General features: G+C 71.7%; 13 protein-coding genes and 1 tRNA gene. 5 read left to right on the forward strand and 9 right to left on the reverse strand.

The genetic code is table 11. The features are described from left to right. The first annotated feature begins 8 nt into the window (after positions 1 to 8). Complete coding sequence (locus tag H9I49_RS12330) at positions 9 to 1,175, forward strand: SGNH/GDSL hydrolase family protein (protein WP_188030678.1); 1,167 nt, start codon at positions 9 to 11, stop codon at positions 1,173 to 1,175. Here the strand turns inward: H9I49_RS12330 and H9I49_RS12335 are convergent. Further along, positions 1,159 to 1,932 (reverse strand): hypothetical protein, encoded by a 774-nt coding sequence (locus tag H9I49_RS12335; protein WP_188030679.1) that lies wholly within the window; start codon positions 1,930 to 1,932, stop codon positions 1,159 to 1,161. The two genes, H9I49_RS12330 and H9I49_RS12335, sit on opposite strands and share 17 nt — an antisense overlap. Positions 1,933 to 2,201: 269 nt before the next feature. Between H9I49_RS12335 and H9I49_RS12340 the strand changes: the two genes are divergently transcribed. Further along, positions 2,202 to 3,425, forward strand: coding sequence for an acetyl-CoA C-acetyltransferase (locus H9I49_RS12340; RefSeq protein WP_188030680.1), 1,224 nt, complete (start codon positions 2,202 to 2,204; stop codon positions 3,423 to 3,425). 65 nt (positions 3,426 to 3,490) lie between these two features. Here the strand turns inward: H9I49_RS12340 and H9I49_RS12345 are convergent, their stop codons facing one another. Together H9I49_RS12345 and H9I49_RS12350 are read right to left on the reverse strand one after the other, a co-directional pair. Then, positions 3,491 to 3,790, reverse strand: coding sequence for a hypothetical protein (locus H9I49_RS12345; protein ID WP_188030681.1), 300 nt, complete (start codon positions 3,788 to 3,790; stop codon positions 3,491 to 3,493). 18 nt (positions 3,791 to 3,808) lie between these two features. Further along, on the reverse strand, positions 3,809 to 4,687 hold the full coding sequence (locus H9I49_RS12350) for a Bax inhibitor-1/YccA family protein (RefSeq protein WP_188030682.1): 879 nt from the start codon (positions 4,685 to 4,687) through the stop codon (positions 3,809 to 3,811). A 193-nt stretch (positions 4,688 to 4,880) separates the two neighbouring features. On the opposite strand from H9I49_RS12350, the gene H9I49_RS12355 reads away from it, so the two are divergent. Then, positions 4,881 to 4,958, forward strand: a tRNA-Leu gene (locus tag H9I49_RS12355). A 190-nt stretch (positions 4,959 to 5,148) separates the two neighbouring features. Continuing rightward, positions 5,149 to 6,732: a polyprenol phosphomannose-dependent alpha 1,6 mannosyltransferase MptB gene (mptB, locus tag H9I49_RS12360; protein ID WP_188030683.1), complete on the forward strand. Its 1,584-nt coding sequence runs from the start codon at positions 5,149 to 5,151 to the stop codon at positions 6,730 to 6,732. 49 nt (positions 6,733 to 6,781) lie between these two features. Here mptB and H9I49_RS12365 read toward each other — a convergent pair whose 3' ends face one another. From H9I49_RS12365 to eno, 4 genes are read right to left on the reverse strand one after another with little or no spacing between them, the layout of a single operon-like run. Beyond that, positions 6,782 to 7,762 (reverse strand): exopolyphosphatase, encoded by a 981-nt coding sequence (locus H9I49_RS12365; RefSeq protein ID WP_188030684.1) that lies wholly within the window; start codon positions 7,760 to 7,762, stop codon positions 6,782 to 6,784. Continuing rightward, the gene (locus H9I49_RS12370; protein WP_188030685.1) at positions 7,755 to 8,309 is read right to left on the reverse strand and encodes a DUF501 domain-containing protein; all 555 of its coding nucleotides are present in this window, start codon (positions 8,307 to 8,309) and stop codon (positions 7,755 to 7,757) included. Before H9I49_RS12370 ends, H9I49_RS12365 begins: the two co-directional genes overlap by 8 nt. A 38-nt stretch (positions 8,310 to 8,347) precedes the next feature. Further along, positions 8,348 to 9,034, reverse strand: coding sequence for a septum formation initiator family protein (locus tag H9I49_RS24460; protein ID WP_188030686.1), 687 nt, complete (start codon positions 9,032 to 9,034; stop codon positions 8,348 to 8,350). A 4-nt stretch (positions 9,035 to 9,038) separates the two neighbouring features. Further along, positions 9,039 to 10,340 carry a phosphopyruvate hydratase gene (eno, locus tag H9I49_RS12380; protein WP_188030687.1) on the reverse strand — a complete coding sequence of 434 codons (1,302 nt, stop codon included), beginning with the start codon at positions 10,338 to 10,340 and terminating at the stop codon, positions 9,039 to 9,041. A 435-nt stretch (positions 10,341 to 10,775) separates the two neighbouring features. On the opposite strand from eno, the gene H9I49_RS12385 reads away from it, so the two are divergent. After that, on the forward strand, positions 10,776 to 12,212 hold the full coding sequence (locus tag H9I49_RS12385; protein ID WP_188030688.1) for a sugar transferase: 1,437 nt from the start codon (positions 10,776 to 10,778) through the stop codon (positions 12,210 to 12,212). Between the two features lie 193 nt (positions 12,213 to 12,405). On the opposite strand, the gene H9I49_RS12390 is transcribed toward H9I49_RS12385, so the two are convergent. After that, complete coding sequence (locus H9I49_RS12390; RefSeq protein WP_188030689.1) at positions 12,406 to 13,389, reverse strand: MazG family protein; 984 nt, start codon at positions 13,387 to 13,389, stop codon at positions 12,406 to 12,408. Positions 13,390 to 13,407: 18 nt separating this feature from the next. Continuing rightward, positions 13,408 to 13,959: a hypothetical protein gene (locus H9I49_RS12395; protein WP_370587549.1), complete on the reverse strand. Its 552-nt coding sequence runs from the start codon at positions 13,957 to 13,959 to the stop codon at positions 13,408 to 13,410. Between the last annotated feature and the right edge of the window lie 9 nt (positions 13,960 to 13,968).

Genomic DNA, 13,968 nt, shown 5'->3' on the forward strand with positions numbered 1-13,968 from the left:
CCTTTCAGATGGGGCGTGCACGGCGCGCGCGCAAGATCGCGCAGGCTGCGGCATACGGCAGCGGGATGGGCATGGCCGGCCTCGGCGCGCTCAGCCTGCTCGGCTACGCCCTCATCAAGGCGGAGGCCACCATGGCCCGCAGGATCGTCGGGCAGCCGTTCGAGGGTGCACCCGAGGACAGCGGCACCTACGGCTCCGGCCACGGCAGCCCGATCCGTTTCCTCATGCTCGGCGACTCGACCGGCGTCGGCATGGGCGCCGACCACGCGCACCAGACCATCGGCGCGATCGTCGCGAGCGGCGTCGCCGCGTTCAGTGGTCGACCCGTCGAGCTCACCAACGTCGCCGTCATCGGCGCCGAGTCCCCCGACCTCGACGAGCAGGTCGAGCGCGCGCTAGCGGCCGTGCCGCGGCCCGACGTCGCCGTCATCGTGATCGGCGCCAACGACGTCACGCACCGCATCGACACGTCGGTGGCCGTGCGCCACCTCGAGATGGCGGTGCGGAGCCTGCGCGAGGCCGGTGCGGAGGTGGTCGTCGGCACGTGCCCCGACCTCGGCGCCATCGAGCCGGTGGCGCAGCCGTTGCGGCTGCTCGCACGCCGGTGGTCGCGTGACCTGGCCGCCGCGCAGACCGTTGCCGTCGTCGAGGCGGGCGGTCGCGCCGTGTCGGTCGGCGACCTGCTGAGCGACGCCTTCTCGGCCGAGCCCACCGTCATGTTCAGCAAGGACCGCTTCCACCCGAGCCCGGCCGGCTACGCCCGTGTCGCCGCGGCGCTGCTGCCGACCGTGAGTGCCGCGCTCGACCTGTTCGGTGAGCGCAGCGCCCCGATCGAGCCCAACCTGCGCCGCGGTGAGAGCGTCGGTCCGGTCGCGAAGGCCGCCACCAAGGCCGTCACCCAGCCGGGCACCGAGGTCGCACCGGCCGTGGTCGCCGGGCAGTCCCGCGGGGCGCAGGGCCGCTGGGCCGTGCTGCTCCACCGCATCCGGCCCGCCGTTCCGCTCCCTGGGCTGCCGGGCAGCATCCCCACAGTCGGGAGCACTCCCGACCCGACGCCGTATGCCGCCGGGTCGCCTCGAGGGCTCGACGCCGCGGCCGCGGACCTGCCAGAGGGGCCGCCCGGCTCGGACGACCCCTCTGGGCGCATGACCAGCGGACTCAGCCGATCTTCATGACCTGACCGGCCTCGGGCGCCTTGATGCCGAGGTCCTCGTTCCACTTGGAGAAGTCGAGCTGACCCGGGCTCGACACCGAGCCGGTGAAGCGGACCACCTGGAACGCGTCCTTGGACACGTAGAGGGCGCCCTCCTTCTTGCCCTTCGAGTCGCTCAGGACCCAGCAGTCGACGCCCGAGACGGTCTCGCTCTCGACCTCGGTGGCGAGCTGCTCGGGCGTGACCGCACCGAAGGCCTTCTCGAGGAACGACTTGAGGGAGAGGCTCTCGGTCATCGCACCGGCCGACGCCGGCGCCTTGATGAACTTGTCGCCGGCCTTCTGCACCGAGGCCGGAGCCCCCTGCTTCTTCCAGAACGTCTGGTCGCCCTGGATGTAGATGCCGTCGGCGAGGGAGATGATGCGGGCCTTGCCGTCGCCCTCCATCTCGATGGCGATGTCGGCGGTCTTGCCGTCGCTCGTGCCCTTGAAGTCGATCTTGATGGTCTTGCCGCTCTGGTCGACCTCACCGACGAAGGCCCCCGACTTGGCGGCGAGGGCGTTGTCCTTGGCCTTCGTGAGGATCTCGGACGCCTCCGGGGCGTCAGTCGCCCCCGTCGAGCTTGCCGAGCTCGTCGAGCTGGTCGAGCCCGACGAGGCGGAGGACGCCGAGCCCGACGAGGCCGGGGTCGGCGTGTCGGACTTGGAGCACGCGGCGGCGCCGAGGCTGATCGCGAGCGCGCCCGAGAGGGCCACGACGCGAGTCGTGAAGGTCTTCATGGGTGGTCCCCCTGATGGTCGGCGGCCCGGAGCGAGACCCCGGGCACGGTCGGCGCAGCCTGCGCCGAGAACTGCTCCACCCTAGCGGCCGCCCCTCCGGCCCCTCCCGACGTGCCCCCGGCCACCGGCCGAGACGCAGGTCATGCCGGGCACCCTGTCCAACGGTACGTGGACGTCCTACCATCGAAGGGCTGAGCAAGCGCTTAGTCGCCCGTCGCACAGGCGTGCGGGCCGTCGATGAAGTCCGATGCACCAGCAGGAGAACCCCCGTGACCGAAGCCGTCATCGTCTCGACCGCCCGCTCGCCGTTCGGCCGGGCCTTCAAGGGCTCGCTCAAGGAGGTCCGCCCCGACGACCTCGCCGCCACGGTCATCCAGGCCGCCCTCGACAAGGTGCCCGCCCTCGACCCGAGCCTGGTCGAGGACCTCTACCTCGGCTGCGCCGAGCCCTCCGGTCGCCACGGCTCCAACATGGCCAAGGTCGTCGCCACGCTGCTCGGCCTCGACGCGACGCCGGCCGCCACCATCAACCGCTTCTGCGCCTCCTCGGCCCAGACGACGCGGATGGCCTTCCACGCCATCAAGGCGGGCGAGGGCGACATCTTCGTCTCGGCCGGCGTCGAGTGCGTCTCGCAGTACACCGACTGGGCCGGTGCCGGCGGCGCCAAGGAGGACCAGCAGAACCCACGCTTCGCTGACGCCAAGGCCCGCACGGCCCGCATCGCCGAGACCAACGAGACGTGGACCGACCCGCGCACCGAGGGCCTGCTGCCCGACATCTACATCTCGATGGGTCAGACGGCCGAGAACGTCGCGACGGCATACGGCATCTCCCGCGAGCGCCAGGACGAGTGGGGCGTCACGAGCCAGAACCGTGCCGAGGCCGCCATCGGCCGGGGCTTCTTCGACTGGGAGATCACGCCCGTGACGACGCCCGACGGCACGACCGTGGCGAAGGACGACGGCCCCCGCGCCGGGGTCACGCTCGAGGCGGTGCAGTCCCTGAACCCGGTGTTCCGCCAGGAGGGCACCGTGACGGCCGGCAACTGCTGCCCGCTCAACGACGGCGCCGCCGCGCTCGTCGTCATGAGCGACACCAAGGCGAAGGAGCTAGGGCTCGAGCCGCTCGCCCGGGTCGTGTCCACCGCCGCCACCGGCCTCTCCCCCGAGATCATGGGCCTGGGGCCGGTCGAGGCGACCAACCTCGCGCTCAAGCGGGCCGGCCTGTCGATCGGAGACATGGACCTCTACGAGATCAACGAGGCCTTCGCCGCACAGGTGATCGGCTCGGCCGACCAGATCGGCATGGACTATGACAAGCTCAACGTCAACGGCGGAGCCATCGCGATCGGGCACCCCTTCGGTGCCACGGGGGCCCGCATCACCGGCACGATCATCAACGCGCTGCGCGAGCGCGACGAGCAGTTCGGCCTCGAGACGATGTGCGTCGGCGGCGGCCAGGGCATGGCCGTCATCTTCGAGCGCCTCAGCTGACGGCCCGACCCAGGACACGTCGAGTGGGCACGTTCACCCCGGCCGGGTGAACGTGCCCACTCGACTCAGAGGGAGCGGCGTATGCCGACCAGCTCGGCCGCGACGTCCGCGGGGTCGGTGCCGGGCTCGACCCGGAAGAGGTCGAGGACCATGACGGTGAGCTGGTCCATCACGACGGCCGGTCCCAGGTCGGGCACCGGGTGGGGCGGCAGCCCGCGCGACCCGGCCGCGCGGTCAGCGAGCGACTGGACGAGCGCCCGGACGGACGGCATGCGAGAAAGCGCGTGGTCGAGCGGAAGCTGGTGCCACCGCTCGACCACGCGCCGGAGCTCGTCCGACACCTCCTGCGGGGTCGGCGATCCCACGCGAGGAGAGGTCATCGGTCAGTCGCGTAGACGCGCGAAGAGACGGACGAACTCGATGTAGAGCCAGACGACGGAGACGATCAGTCCGTGGGCGAGCAGCCACGAGTACTTGGCCGGCGCGCCCACCTGGACGGCGTGGTCGATCGAGTCGAAGTCGATGGCGAGCGAGTAGGCGGCGAGACCGACGCCGAGCAGCGACAGACCGATGCCGAGCGGGCCGCTGCCGCCGAAGCCCCAACCGTCGAGGACCCCGGTCCACTGCAGGACGACCTGCAGCAGGCTGAAGATCATGTAGCCGACGATGGCGAGGAAGAACATCCGTCGGGACTTCGACGTGACCTTGATGAAGCCCGTGGCGTAGCCGGCGTACATCGCGGCGAACGTGCACACCGTGGCCAGGACGGCCATGAGGACGACGCCCTCGTAGCCCCGGATCGAGTTGATCGTGTAGCTGAACGCTCCGAGGAACGCTCCCTCGACCACCGAGTAGACCACGATGAGCGGCACGGAGACCGTCTTCATGAACGCGATCGCGAGGCCCAGGACCAGGCCGATGACCATGCCGCCGAGCCAGATCGGACGGGCCAGGCCGGGCGAGCCGGTCACCATGACCCACGTGACCGCGCCGGAGGCGACGAGCAACGCGAAGAGGCCCAGGCTCTTCATGATGACCGCGTCGAGCGTGACCCGACCGGTGTCGACGGGGCCGGCGCTCTGACGGGCGTACATCTCGTTCAGCTGCTCGGCGGTCATCGCGTCCTGCGTGGCGTAGCCGGCGCCCATCGCCTGCTGGCCAGCGGGAGCCTGTCCCTGGCGCTGGGGGGAGCCGAAGCCGGCGTACCGCTCCTGCTCGATCTGCTTGTTGAGCCGGTCGAAGACCGGGTTTCCACCTGCCATGTGAGTGTGCTCCTTGGGGCACTGGCGCCACCGTTCGTGGCGACTGTCACCAGACTAAGCGTTCGGGGCCACCGTGCGGGTTCCCCGACGGCGCGCCACAGCGCGACCGCAACGGGATCGTGACGCGAGTGGACGACCCTCGACGCATCGACGGGAGGCATCGACCTGCGCCCGGCGGCATACTGGGCATCCCGCCCCCGTGGCCCAACTGGCAGAGGCAGGCGACTTAAAATCGCCAACGGTGAGGGTTCGAGTCCCTCCGGGGGTACCAAGCAGGGGCCGGTCGTCGCGGACAGCTCGTATCCGCCCTGCTCACGCCTTGGGCGTGGCGCGGCAGGCACCCCGCCGCACCGCCTAGAATGACCTGCGAGAACGAGGTCCAGGGGCTGATCCGTCGCGCTCCTTCACGACCGTGCCGCGCCCGGGGGGCGCGAACCTCACACCTCACGAAGGAGCAGCGGGTGCTGGAGCAGCGTGTCGCCGGAGCGACGACGACAGCTCCGCCGCGCACGCCGTGGCTCGCCGAGCCCCGCGTCGTCGAGTTCGTCGACCGGTTCAACGCCGCGCTCGTGCGCAGCTGGGCCGACCCGATGGTCCGCCGCGGCACCGCCGGCATGGCACTCGTCGCCGCCGGCTCGATCAGCCCGGCCTTCCTCCCCGGCGACACCTTCGACACCCCGGCCTCCCCTCTCATCGAACGCTTCGGCCTCGAGTGGCTCGGCACCGGGCTCGGTCGCGTCGTCACGACGGTCCTGCTCGCCGTCGGCATGCTGCTGCTCGTCGACGCGTGGCTGCGCATGCGCCCGGTCCACGGTCGCAAGGCGCCGTCGATGGCGTGGCTGCTGTGGAGCCTGCCGATCATGCTCGTGCCGCCGCTCTTCAGTCGTGACGCCTACAGCTACGCCGCCCAGGGCCAGATCGTCCTGCGCGGCATGGACCCGTATGCCGTCGGCCCGTTCTGGGTGGCGGGACCGTTCGCCGACCAGGTCGACCCGATGTGGGTGCAGACCCCGGCGCCGTACGGCCCGCTGGCCCTCCAGGTCCAGCACGCCATCGTGGCGTTCTTCCCGGAGAACGCGTACGTCTCGGCCGTTGCCATGCGGGTCCCCGCGCTGCTCGCGGTGGGCCTGCTCGCGTACGCCCTTCCCCGGCTTGCGGAGCGCTACGGCGTGAGCGGTCGGCACGCCCTTTGGCTGGGCGTGCTCAACCCGCTCGTCATGATGCACTTCGTCGGCGGTGCGCACGGTGACGCCGTCATGGTCGCGCTCGTGACGCTTGCACTGCTCCTCGCCAGCCGCGGACAGCTCATCGTCGCGACGATGACGCTCGCGGCCGCCACCGCGTACAAGCAGACGGCCGTCCTCGCCCTCGTCGGCATCGTCGGCATGGCCCTGCAGGCGCAGACCGACCTCGCACCGGGCGCCGCCGCCCGGCTCAAGGCGCTGGCGCGCCACGGGCTGGCGTACGGCTCGGTCCTCGTCGCGACGTTCGTCGCCATCACGACGCTGACCGGGCTCGGCTGGGGCTGGGTCGGCAACCTGTCGGTGCCGGTGTCGCTGCGCTCCCTGCTCTCGCCGCCGACGTTCGTCGGCAGTGCCGTCGAGTGGCTGATGCGCGTGGGCGGGATGCCCGAGAGCGCGACCGACGTGCCGGTCCCGCTGGCCCAGACGATCGGGCTCGTCGCCGGTCTGGCCGGTATCGCCTGGATCACGTGGCGGGTCGCGCCGCGCAACCCGGTGCTCGCGACGGCGGGCGCGATGCTCGTGCTCTGCGCATCCGGCCCGGTCCTGCACCCGTGGTACCTCCTCTGGGGAGGCCTGCTGCTCGCTGCGGTCCGCCTCTCCGCCCGGCAGCTGCGCACCATCGTCGTCGTGACGCTCTTCTTCGTCACCTACGGCGTCGTCGACGCCACGGTCTCCAACGGCACGTGGGCGCTCGGCGTCTCTGCGGCCCTGTGGATGGTCGCCCGGCTGCGCGCGCACCGCAGGCGCGCCCACGAGCAGGCGAACGAGCCGGTGCTGGTGACGGCACTCCCCCGCGCCTGACGACGCGCCGCACGACGCGCCCGTGGCGCGAGCAGCACCGGCGAGCGGCTCAGCCTCGCGGGCCCGGCGCGACGCTCAGGGCGATGCCGTCGAGGATGTCGTGCTCCGAGGTCATGACCTCGGTGATGCCGGCCCGCGCCGCGACGCGCTCGACGACCCGGCGCCAGACGAGCGCGCCGGCGCCGATGACGTCGACGCGGCCGGGGTGCATGTAGGGCAGCTCGGTCCGCTGCGCGCGAGACAGGTGCAGGAGGTCGTCGCACGCGGCCAGCACCTCGGCCACCGGCGCGCTCGAGAGGTGGATGCGCTCCGGCTGGTATGCCGGCAGGCGGAGCAGGTGCGCCGTGATCGTCGTGACGCTGCCGGCCAGCCCCACCAGGGTCGCGACACCGTCGATCGGGACCGTGGACTCGGCGAGGTCGATCGCCGCGTCGATGTCACGCGTGGCGGCAGCGATCTCGTCGGGCGTGGGCGGGTCGCTGACCAGATGGCGCTCCGTCATGCGCACGCAGCCGATGTCGACCGATCGCGCGGCCTCGACCAGAGCGGATCCGCGGACGAACTCGGTCGAGCCACCCCCGATGTCGACGACGAGATACGGACCCGGGACGCCTTGCGCGGCAAGGCCGGCCGTCGCGCCCGCAAAGGAGAGCGCCGCCTCCTCGTCACCGGAGACGACCTCGGGCGAGACCTCCGCGCCGTAGTGCTCGAGGAACGTCGCCCGAACTCCGTCGATGAACTCGCCCGCGTTGCTCGCGTCGCGCGACGCGGACGTGGCGACGAAACGCGCCCGCACGGCACCCAGGTCACGGCACGCCGCGGCATACTCCCGGGCGACGGCCAGGGTGCGCTCCATGGACTCGGGCGCGATGATGCCGGTGCGGTCGACACCGTGGCCGAGACGGACGATCTCCATGCGCCGCAGGACGTCGGTCACGGCGCCGCTGATGGCGTCGACGTCGGCGACGAGCAGGCGGATCGAGTTGGTGCCGCAGTCGATCGCGCCGACGCGGACCTTCGTCTCACTCATCGGAGGCTTCCGGGTCGGCGTCCTCGGCGGCGTGGATCGCGGCGCACGACGTCGGCGTCCACCAGTCGTCGAGCATCGCGAGCGCCTCGTCGCCGAGCGGGTTGACGCCGGGGCCGGCGGCCAGCGAGTGGCCGACGAGGACGTGCAGGCACTTGACGCGACTCGGCATGCCGCCCGCGGAGATGCCGTCGATCTCGGGCACGTCGCCGAGCTCGGCACGCTTCGCGAGGTAGTGCTCGTGGGCGCGCGCGTAGGCGGCGGCGAGCTCCTCGTCGCCCGCGAGGCGCTCGGTCATCTGCTTCATGACGCCGGCCGTCTCGAGCGTGCTGACGGCCCCGGTGAGGCGCGGACAGGTCGCGTAGTACGTCGTGGGGAACGGCGTGCCGTCGGGGAGCCTCGGCTCGGTGCGCAGCACGTCGGGCTCGCCGCACGGACAGCGGTGCGCCACCTCGGCGACGCCACGGGGACGGCGACCGAGCTGGCGCTCGACGGCGTCGAGGTCCGCCGTCTCGACCGGAGGCGGGGCGGGACGTGCGGGGTCCTTCACGCGGGGCTCACTCCTCGGGGCTGTCGGCTCAGCCGGCGTCACTTGGTGCGCGCGACACCGGCGGTCGGCCGGTCGGCGATCTGGATCGACTGCCACACCTTGCCGTACCAGGGCGAGGCCGCGTTGGCCATGGGTGCGGCGACGACGGGGCGCTCGGACGCCGGGGCACTCGCAGCGTCGGTCGAGGGGTCGATGACGGTGTAGGCGCGGTCGCCCACCCGGACGAACTTCAGGCGCTCGCGGGCCTGGACCTCGATGTACGCCGGATCCTTCCAGAGCGCCGCCTGGCGCTCGAGCTGCTGCACCGTCTGGCGCTGCTCGTCGACCTTGTCCTGCAGAGCGCTCGTGTCGCCGCGCTGCTGCACGAGCGATCGCAGCGTCGGCACGATGGTGACGGCGAGCATGACGAGGATGCCGAGCAGGATCGCGCCGCGCACCCAGGCCGTCGAGGCAGAGGGCGGCGTCGGCTGGGGCGTGCGGGCGCGGGCGGCCAGGGCGGGACGCTCCTTGCCGGCGCCGGGACGGCTCGGGCGCGAGGCGCCGGGCCGCGCCTGGCCGGGCCGAGTGCCCGACTGGCGACCCGTAGCGGTGCGCGCCGTGCCCGTCCGCGGGGTCGATGCGGGCGTGGGGCGTGGGGTCTGACGTGGTGCGGCCGGGCGCGCGCCACCGCCCGAGCGGCCCGTCGACGACGGGCGACCCGGGCGGGACGGCGTGCGGTCGGCCACGAGGTCAGCCCTCGGCGCCGAAACGGCCGGCGTCGAAGCGCGGGAACGCGCCGGCGCCGGCGTAGACCGCGGCGTCGTCGAGCTCCTCCTCGATGCGCAGCAGCTGGTTGTACTTGGCGACGCGCTCGGACCGGGCCGGGGCGCCGGTCTTGATCTGGCCGCAGTTCGTCGCGACGGCGAGGTCGGCGATCGTGACGTCCTCGGTCTCGCCGGAGCGGTGGCTCATCATGCAGCGGTAGCCGTTGCTCTGCGCGAGCGTGACGGCGTCGAGCGTCTCGGTCAGCGTGCCGATCTGGTTGACCTTGACGAGCAGCGCGTTGGCCGTGCCACTCGTGATGCCCCGGCCGAGGCGCTCGGGGTTGGTCACGAAGAGGTCGTCGCCGACGAGCTGCACCTTGGCGCCGAGCAGGTCGGTCATGGACTTCCAGCCGTCCCAGTCGTCCTCGTTGAGCGGGTCCTCGATGGACACGAGCGGGTACGCGTCGACGAGCTCGGCGTAGTAGGCGACCATCTCGTCGGCCGACTTGCTCGCGCCCTCGAACGCGTAGGAGCCGTCCTCGAAGAACTCGGACGCCGCCACGTCGAGGGCGAGGGCGATGTCACGGCCCGGCTCGTAGCCGGCGACCTTGATGGCCTCGAGGATGAGGTCGAGGGCAGCTCGGTTGGACTCGAGGTTCGGCGCGAAGCCGCCCTCGTCGCCGAGGCCCGTGGCCAGGCCGCGCTCGTGCAGGACCTTCTTGAGCGAGTGGTAGACCTCGGTGCCCCAGCGCAGGCCCTCACGGAAGGTCGGGGCGCCGATCGGCGCGATCATGAACTCCTGGATGTCGACGTTGGAGTCGGCGTGCGACCCACCGTTGAGGATGTTCATCATCGGGACGGGGAGCACGTGGGCGTTGGGGCCGCCGACGTAGCGGAAGAGCGGGAGGCCGGCCGACTCGGCGGCGGCGTGGGCCACGGCGAGCGAGACGCCGAGGATGGCGTTCGCGCCGAGGTTCTCCTTGTTGGCCGAGCCGTCGAGGGTCATCATCTCGGCGTCGATGAGTCGCTGCTCGCTGGCGTCGAAGCCGACGAGGCGCGGGTTGATCTCCTCGATGACGGCGTCGACGGCCTGCTCGACCCCCTTGCCGAGGTAACGACCCTTGTCGCCGTCACGGCGCTCGGAGGCCTCGAAGGCCCCCGTCGAGGCGCCCGACGGGACGGCCGCACGGGCGAACGTTCCGTCGTCGAGGCGGATCTCGACCTCGACCGTGGGGTTGCCGCGCGAGTCCAGGATCTCGCGGGCGCCAATCTCCTCAATGCTGGCCACTGACTCTCCTGTGCTGATGCTGCTCGCGCTGCCGGGCGCCGCCCGGCGGTGTTTCGAGCAGAAGGGGTGGGGTGGGATGGGGTCCGACGTGCCCGGCGAACGAGCCGCGATCGGGGCGGACCCCGACGCACACGGGGCACCGGTGCTGGCAACGAGCGTAGCCCGTGGCGCGGGCAGGCCGACGGAGCGACCCGGCATACGGGCGGGTAGGTGCTGGCCCGGCCGCCCCCGGGACAAACACGGCTCAATGCATCGAATCATTTTTTACCGATTCCTTACCATTCCCTGACCAGAACCCGGCATACTCGCACTTAGCCATCCGGGGGGGTGGAGCTGGTCGGAGATGGCACCGCTGGGTGCCGGGGGTGGGGTGTGGACATGGGTCAACCCATGCGTGAGTCGGGGGTAGTTCTTCTAGACGTCAGTGCGCGTCCCGTGACGCAGCCGCTCAGCGAGAGGGGCCGGGGGCAGCGACTGCTGCAGCTCGGGATCGCCGGGGGCGACCTGGTCATCATCGCTGCGGCGACGGCTCTCGCGGCGGTCGGGCGCACGAGCCTCGACGTCTTCGACGTCGCCAACGACGTCAACCAGGTCGCCCAGTCGGTCGGCCTGTGGATCGTCGCTGCGTGGATGGTCGCGAACCTGTGCCTCGGCACGTACACGAGCAGCCACCTCGGCGTCGGCACGATCGAGTACGCGCGGGTGTGCAGCGCCGCCGGCCTCACCGCCGGTGCCATCGGCATCCTCAGCTACCTCACGAAGTTCAACCTCTCCCGAGGCTTCTTCGTGCTGATCTTCGCGATCGGGCTGCCACTCGTGCTGCTGTGGCGCTGGTGGGCCCGACGCCTCGTGCACCGAGCCCACTCGAGGGGCCACCTGCTGACCCGGGTGCTCATCTCCGGATCGGCGGCGCACGTCGACGACGTGGCGGCCGTGCTCGAGCGCGAGTCCTGGCTCGGCTACCGCATCGTCGGCGCCCTCATCCCGAGCTCGCAGCCGACCCCGGCCACACCGCGCGGTGTCCCGGTCGTCGGCAACACCACGCAGACCGCCGAGTCGGTGCTCGCCGAGAAGGCCGACATGGTCGTCTTCACCGAGGGCGCCTTCCCGTCGGCCGTGGACTTCCGCCGGATCGCATGGGACCTCGAGGGCCACCACGTGCAGATGGCGGTCGTGCCGAGCCTCAGCGACATCAGCTCGGGACGCATGGCGATGCGTCCGGTCGGCGGCCTGCCGCTGGTGCACGTCGAGCAGCCGCAGAGCCTGGGCGCCTCGCGTGGCCTCAAGCGCGCCTTCGACTTCGTCGGCGCCACGCTCCTGCTGCTGCTCGCCTCACCCGTCATGATCGCCTTCGCCATCGCGACGAAGCTGCAGGACGGCGGCCCGGTGCTCTTCCGCCAGACGCGGGTCGGCCGCGACGGCGAGCTCTTCGAGTGCCTCAAGTTCCGCAGCATGGTCATCGACGCCGAGGCGCAGCTCTCCGGCATCACGCACCTCAACCAGAACGGCGACGGCGTCCTCTTCAAGGTGCAGCGCGACCCGCGCGTCACCCGGGTCGGCGCGGTCATGCGCCGCTACTCGATCGACGAGCTGCCGCAGCTCATCAACGTCATCAACGGCGACATGAGCCTCGTCGGGCCGAGGCCCGCGCTGCCTGCCGAGGTGCGTCGCTACGTCCCCGACGTGCAGCGCCGCCTCCACGTGCGTCCCGGCGTCACGGGCCTGTGGCAGGTCTCCGGCCGCAGCGACCTCTCGTGGGACGACACCGTGCGCCTCGACCTCTACTACGTCGACAACTGGTCGATCGTGCAGGACCTGTCGATCCTGGCCAAGACGATCCACGCGGTCGTCCGCTCGCGCGGCGCCTACTGAGGGGGGACCCCTGCGCCCGACGAGGGCCGCGTCACCGCACCCGGGTGACGCGGCCCTCGTCGTCTCCGCAACGGTTCGAGCGCGAGATCGGGCGCGAGATCGGGCGTGAGATCGGGCGCGGAATGTCGTGGGACGACAGCAACGGCGCGATCTCGCGCGCGACGAGCCCGGGGGCGTATGCCGTCCGGCCGGCTCAGGCGTCGTCGCGCGGCGGCGCGGTGGCCTCGCTCGCGGCGGCGAGGCCGCGCAGGGTGTCGCGGAGGGCAGCCTCGGCGTCCACGCCCTCGGCCCGGGCTCGGCGCACGAGGTCGAGCAGCTGCGCACCGAGGTCTCCCGTGGCGACGGCCGCGTCGACGAGGTCGTCGCGGCCGGCCTTGCGCAGCCGGGAGACGTACTTCTCGGCGCGGGCCAGCGCCGGCAGCGAGTGCGGCACGCCCTCGATGGGGTGCGTGCGGTGCTGCTTCTCCCCCGCCTTGATCGTCTCCCAGTTCGCTGCGACGGCGTCCGGGGTGTCGGCCTCGACGTCGGCGAAGACATGCGGGTGTCGGCGCACCAGCTTGTCGACGAGCGAACCCGCGACGTCGTCGATGCCGAAGGGCTGGCTCGGGTGCTCCTCGGCGACCCGCGCCTGGAACGCGATCTGCAGCAGCAGGTCGCCGAGCTCCTCCTGCATGTGCGCGGGGTCACCGGTCTCGATGGCCTCGATGGCCTCGTGCGCCTCCTCGAGCAGGTACGGCACCAGGGTCTCGTGCGTCTGCTCGGCGTCCCACGGGCACCCACCGGGCGAGCGGAGCCGGTCCATGACGGCGACCACGTCCAGCAGGCGCGCGCCGGGCACGTCGAAGGAACCTATGAGCAGCTCGACGTCGGGAGGTTCGGGCAGGCGGGTCACCTCGACGGCGATGGCGTCGCTGAGGCCCGGGTCGCCGTCGGACGAGCCGACCCACACGACGTCGCCGGACTCGGACGCGGTGACGAGGTCGCGCGCGAGCTGCGCCGGGTGACCGTCCTCGCGAGGGAGGACCTCGATGCCGGCCTCGACGATCGCGGCGACCTGCGGCTCGTCGGGACGGCCCCACACGGCATACGCCTGCTCGAGGCCCGCCCACGCCTCACGGGTGAGCAGACCCGGCGCGACGCGCGGGGTCGTCACGAGCAGGACGACGCGGGCAGTCAAGTCGAAGGCGCCCGAGGACTACTGGGCCGTGGCCGGCGCGGCGTTCGCACCCGGCTTGACCCAGTTGGGCGTCTGCTGGCCGATCGTGAAGTAGACCGGGCCCTCCTCGGACTTCACGACCGCGCCGTACTTCGGGTTGATCGAGATGTCGGCCTTCTTGAGGTCGTCGCGGTAGGCGGCGACGTCGGCCGGCGTCATGCGCTGCGACTGGATGAGGGCGACCGCCTCGACGAACTCCTTCGTCGTGTCGGTGGCGTCGGGGATCGAGGCGATGACGGAGGCGTAGGTCTCGTCGGGCTTCCAGCTGCCGGTCTTGGCGACGGCCTCCTTGAGCAGCGGGGCCGCGACGAGGGCCGTGACGACGATGTTCTCGGCGAAGTCGAGCTTGGCGGCCTTGAGCTGGTCGAACGTCTGACGCACGTCGGACTCGTGGATGACGTGCCCGTTGACGATCGCGGCGGCCTGCTGGCGCGTCTCGAAACCACACCCGCCCAGGAGCGACACGGCACCGAGCGCGGCGATGCCGACGACGGCGACGCGCCTCGTGGGCTGAGCTGACCAAGCCTTCACTGATTTCCT

The organism is Terrabacter sp. MAHUQ-38 (assembly GCF_014518425.1).
Taxonomy (GTDB): Bacteria; Actinomycetota; Actinomycetes; order Actinomycetales; family Dermatophilaceae; genus Terrabacter.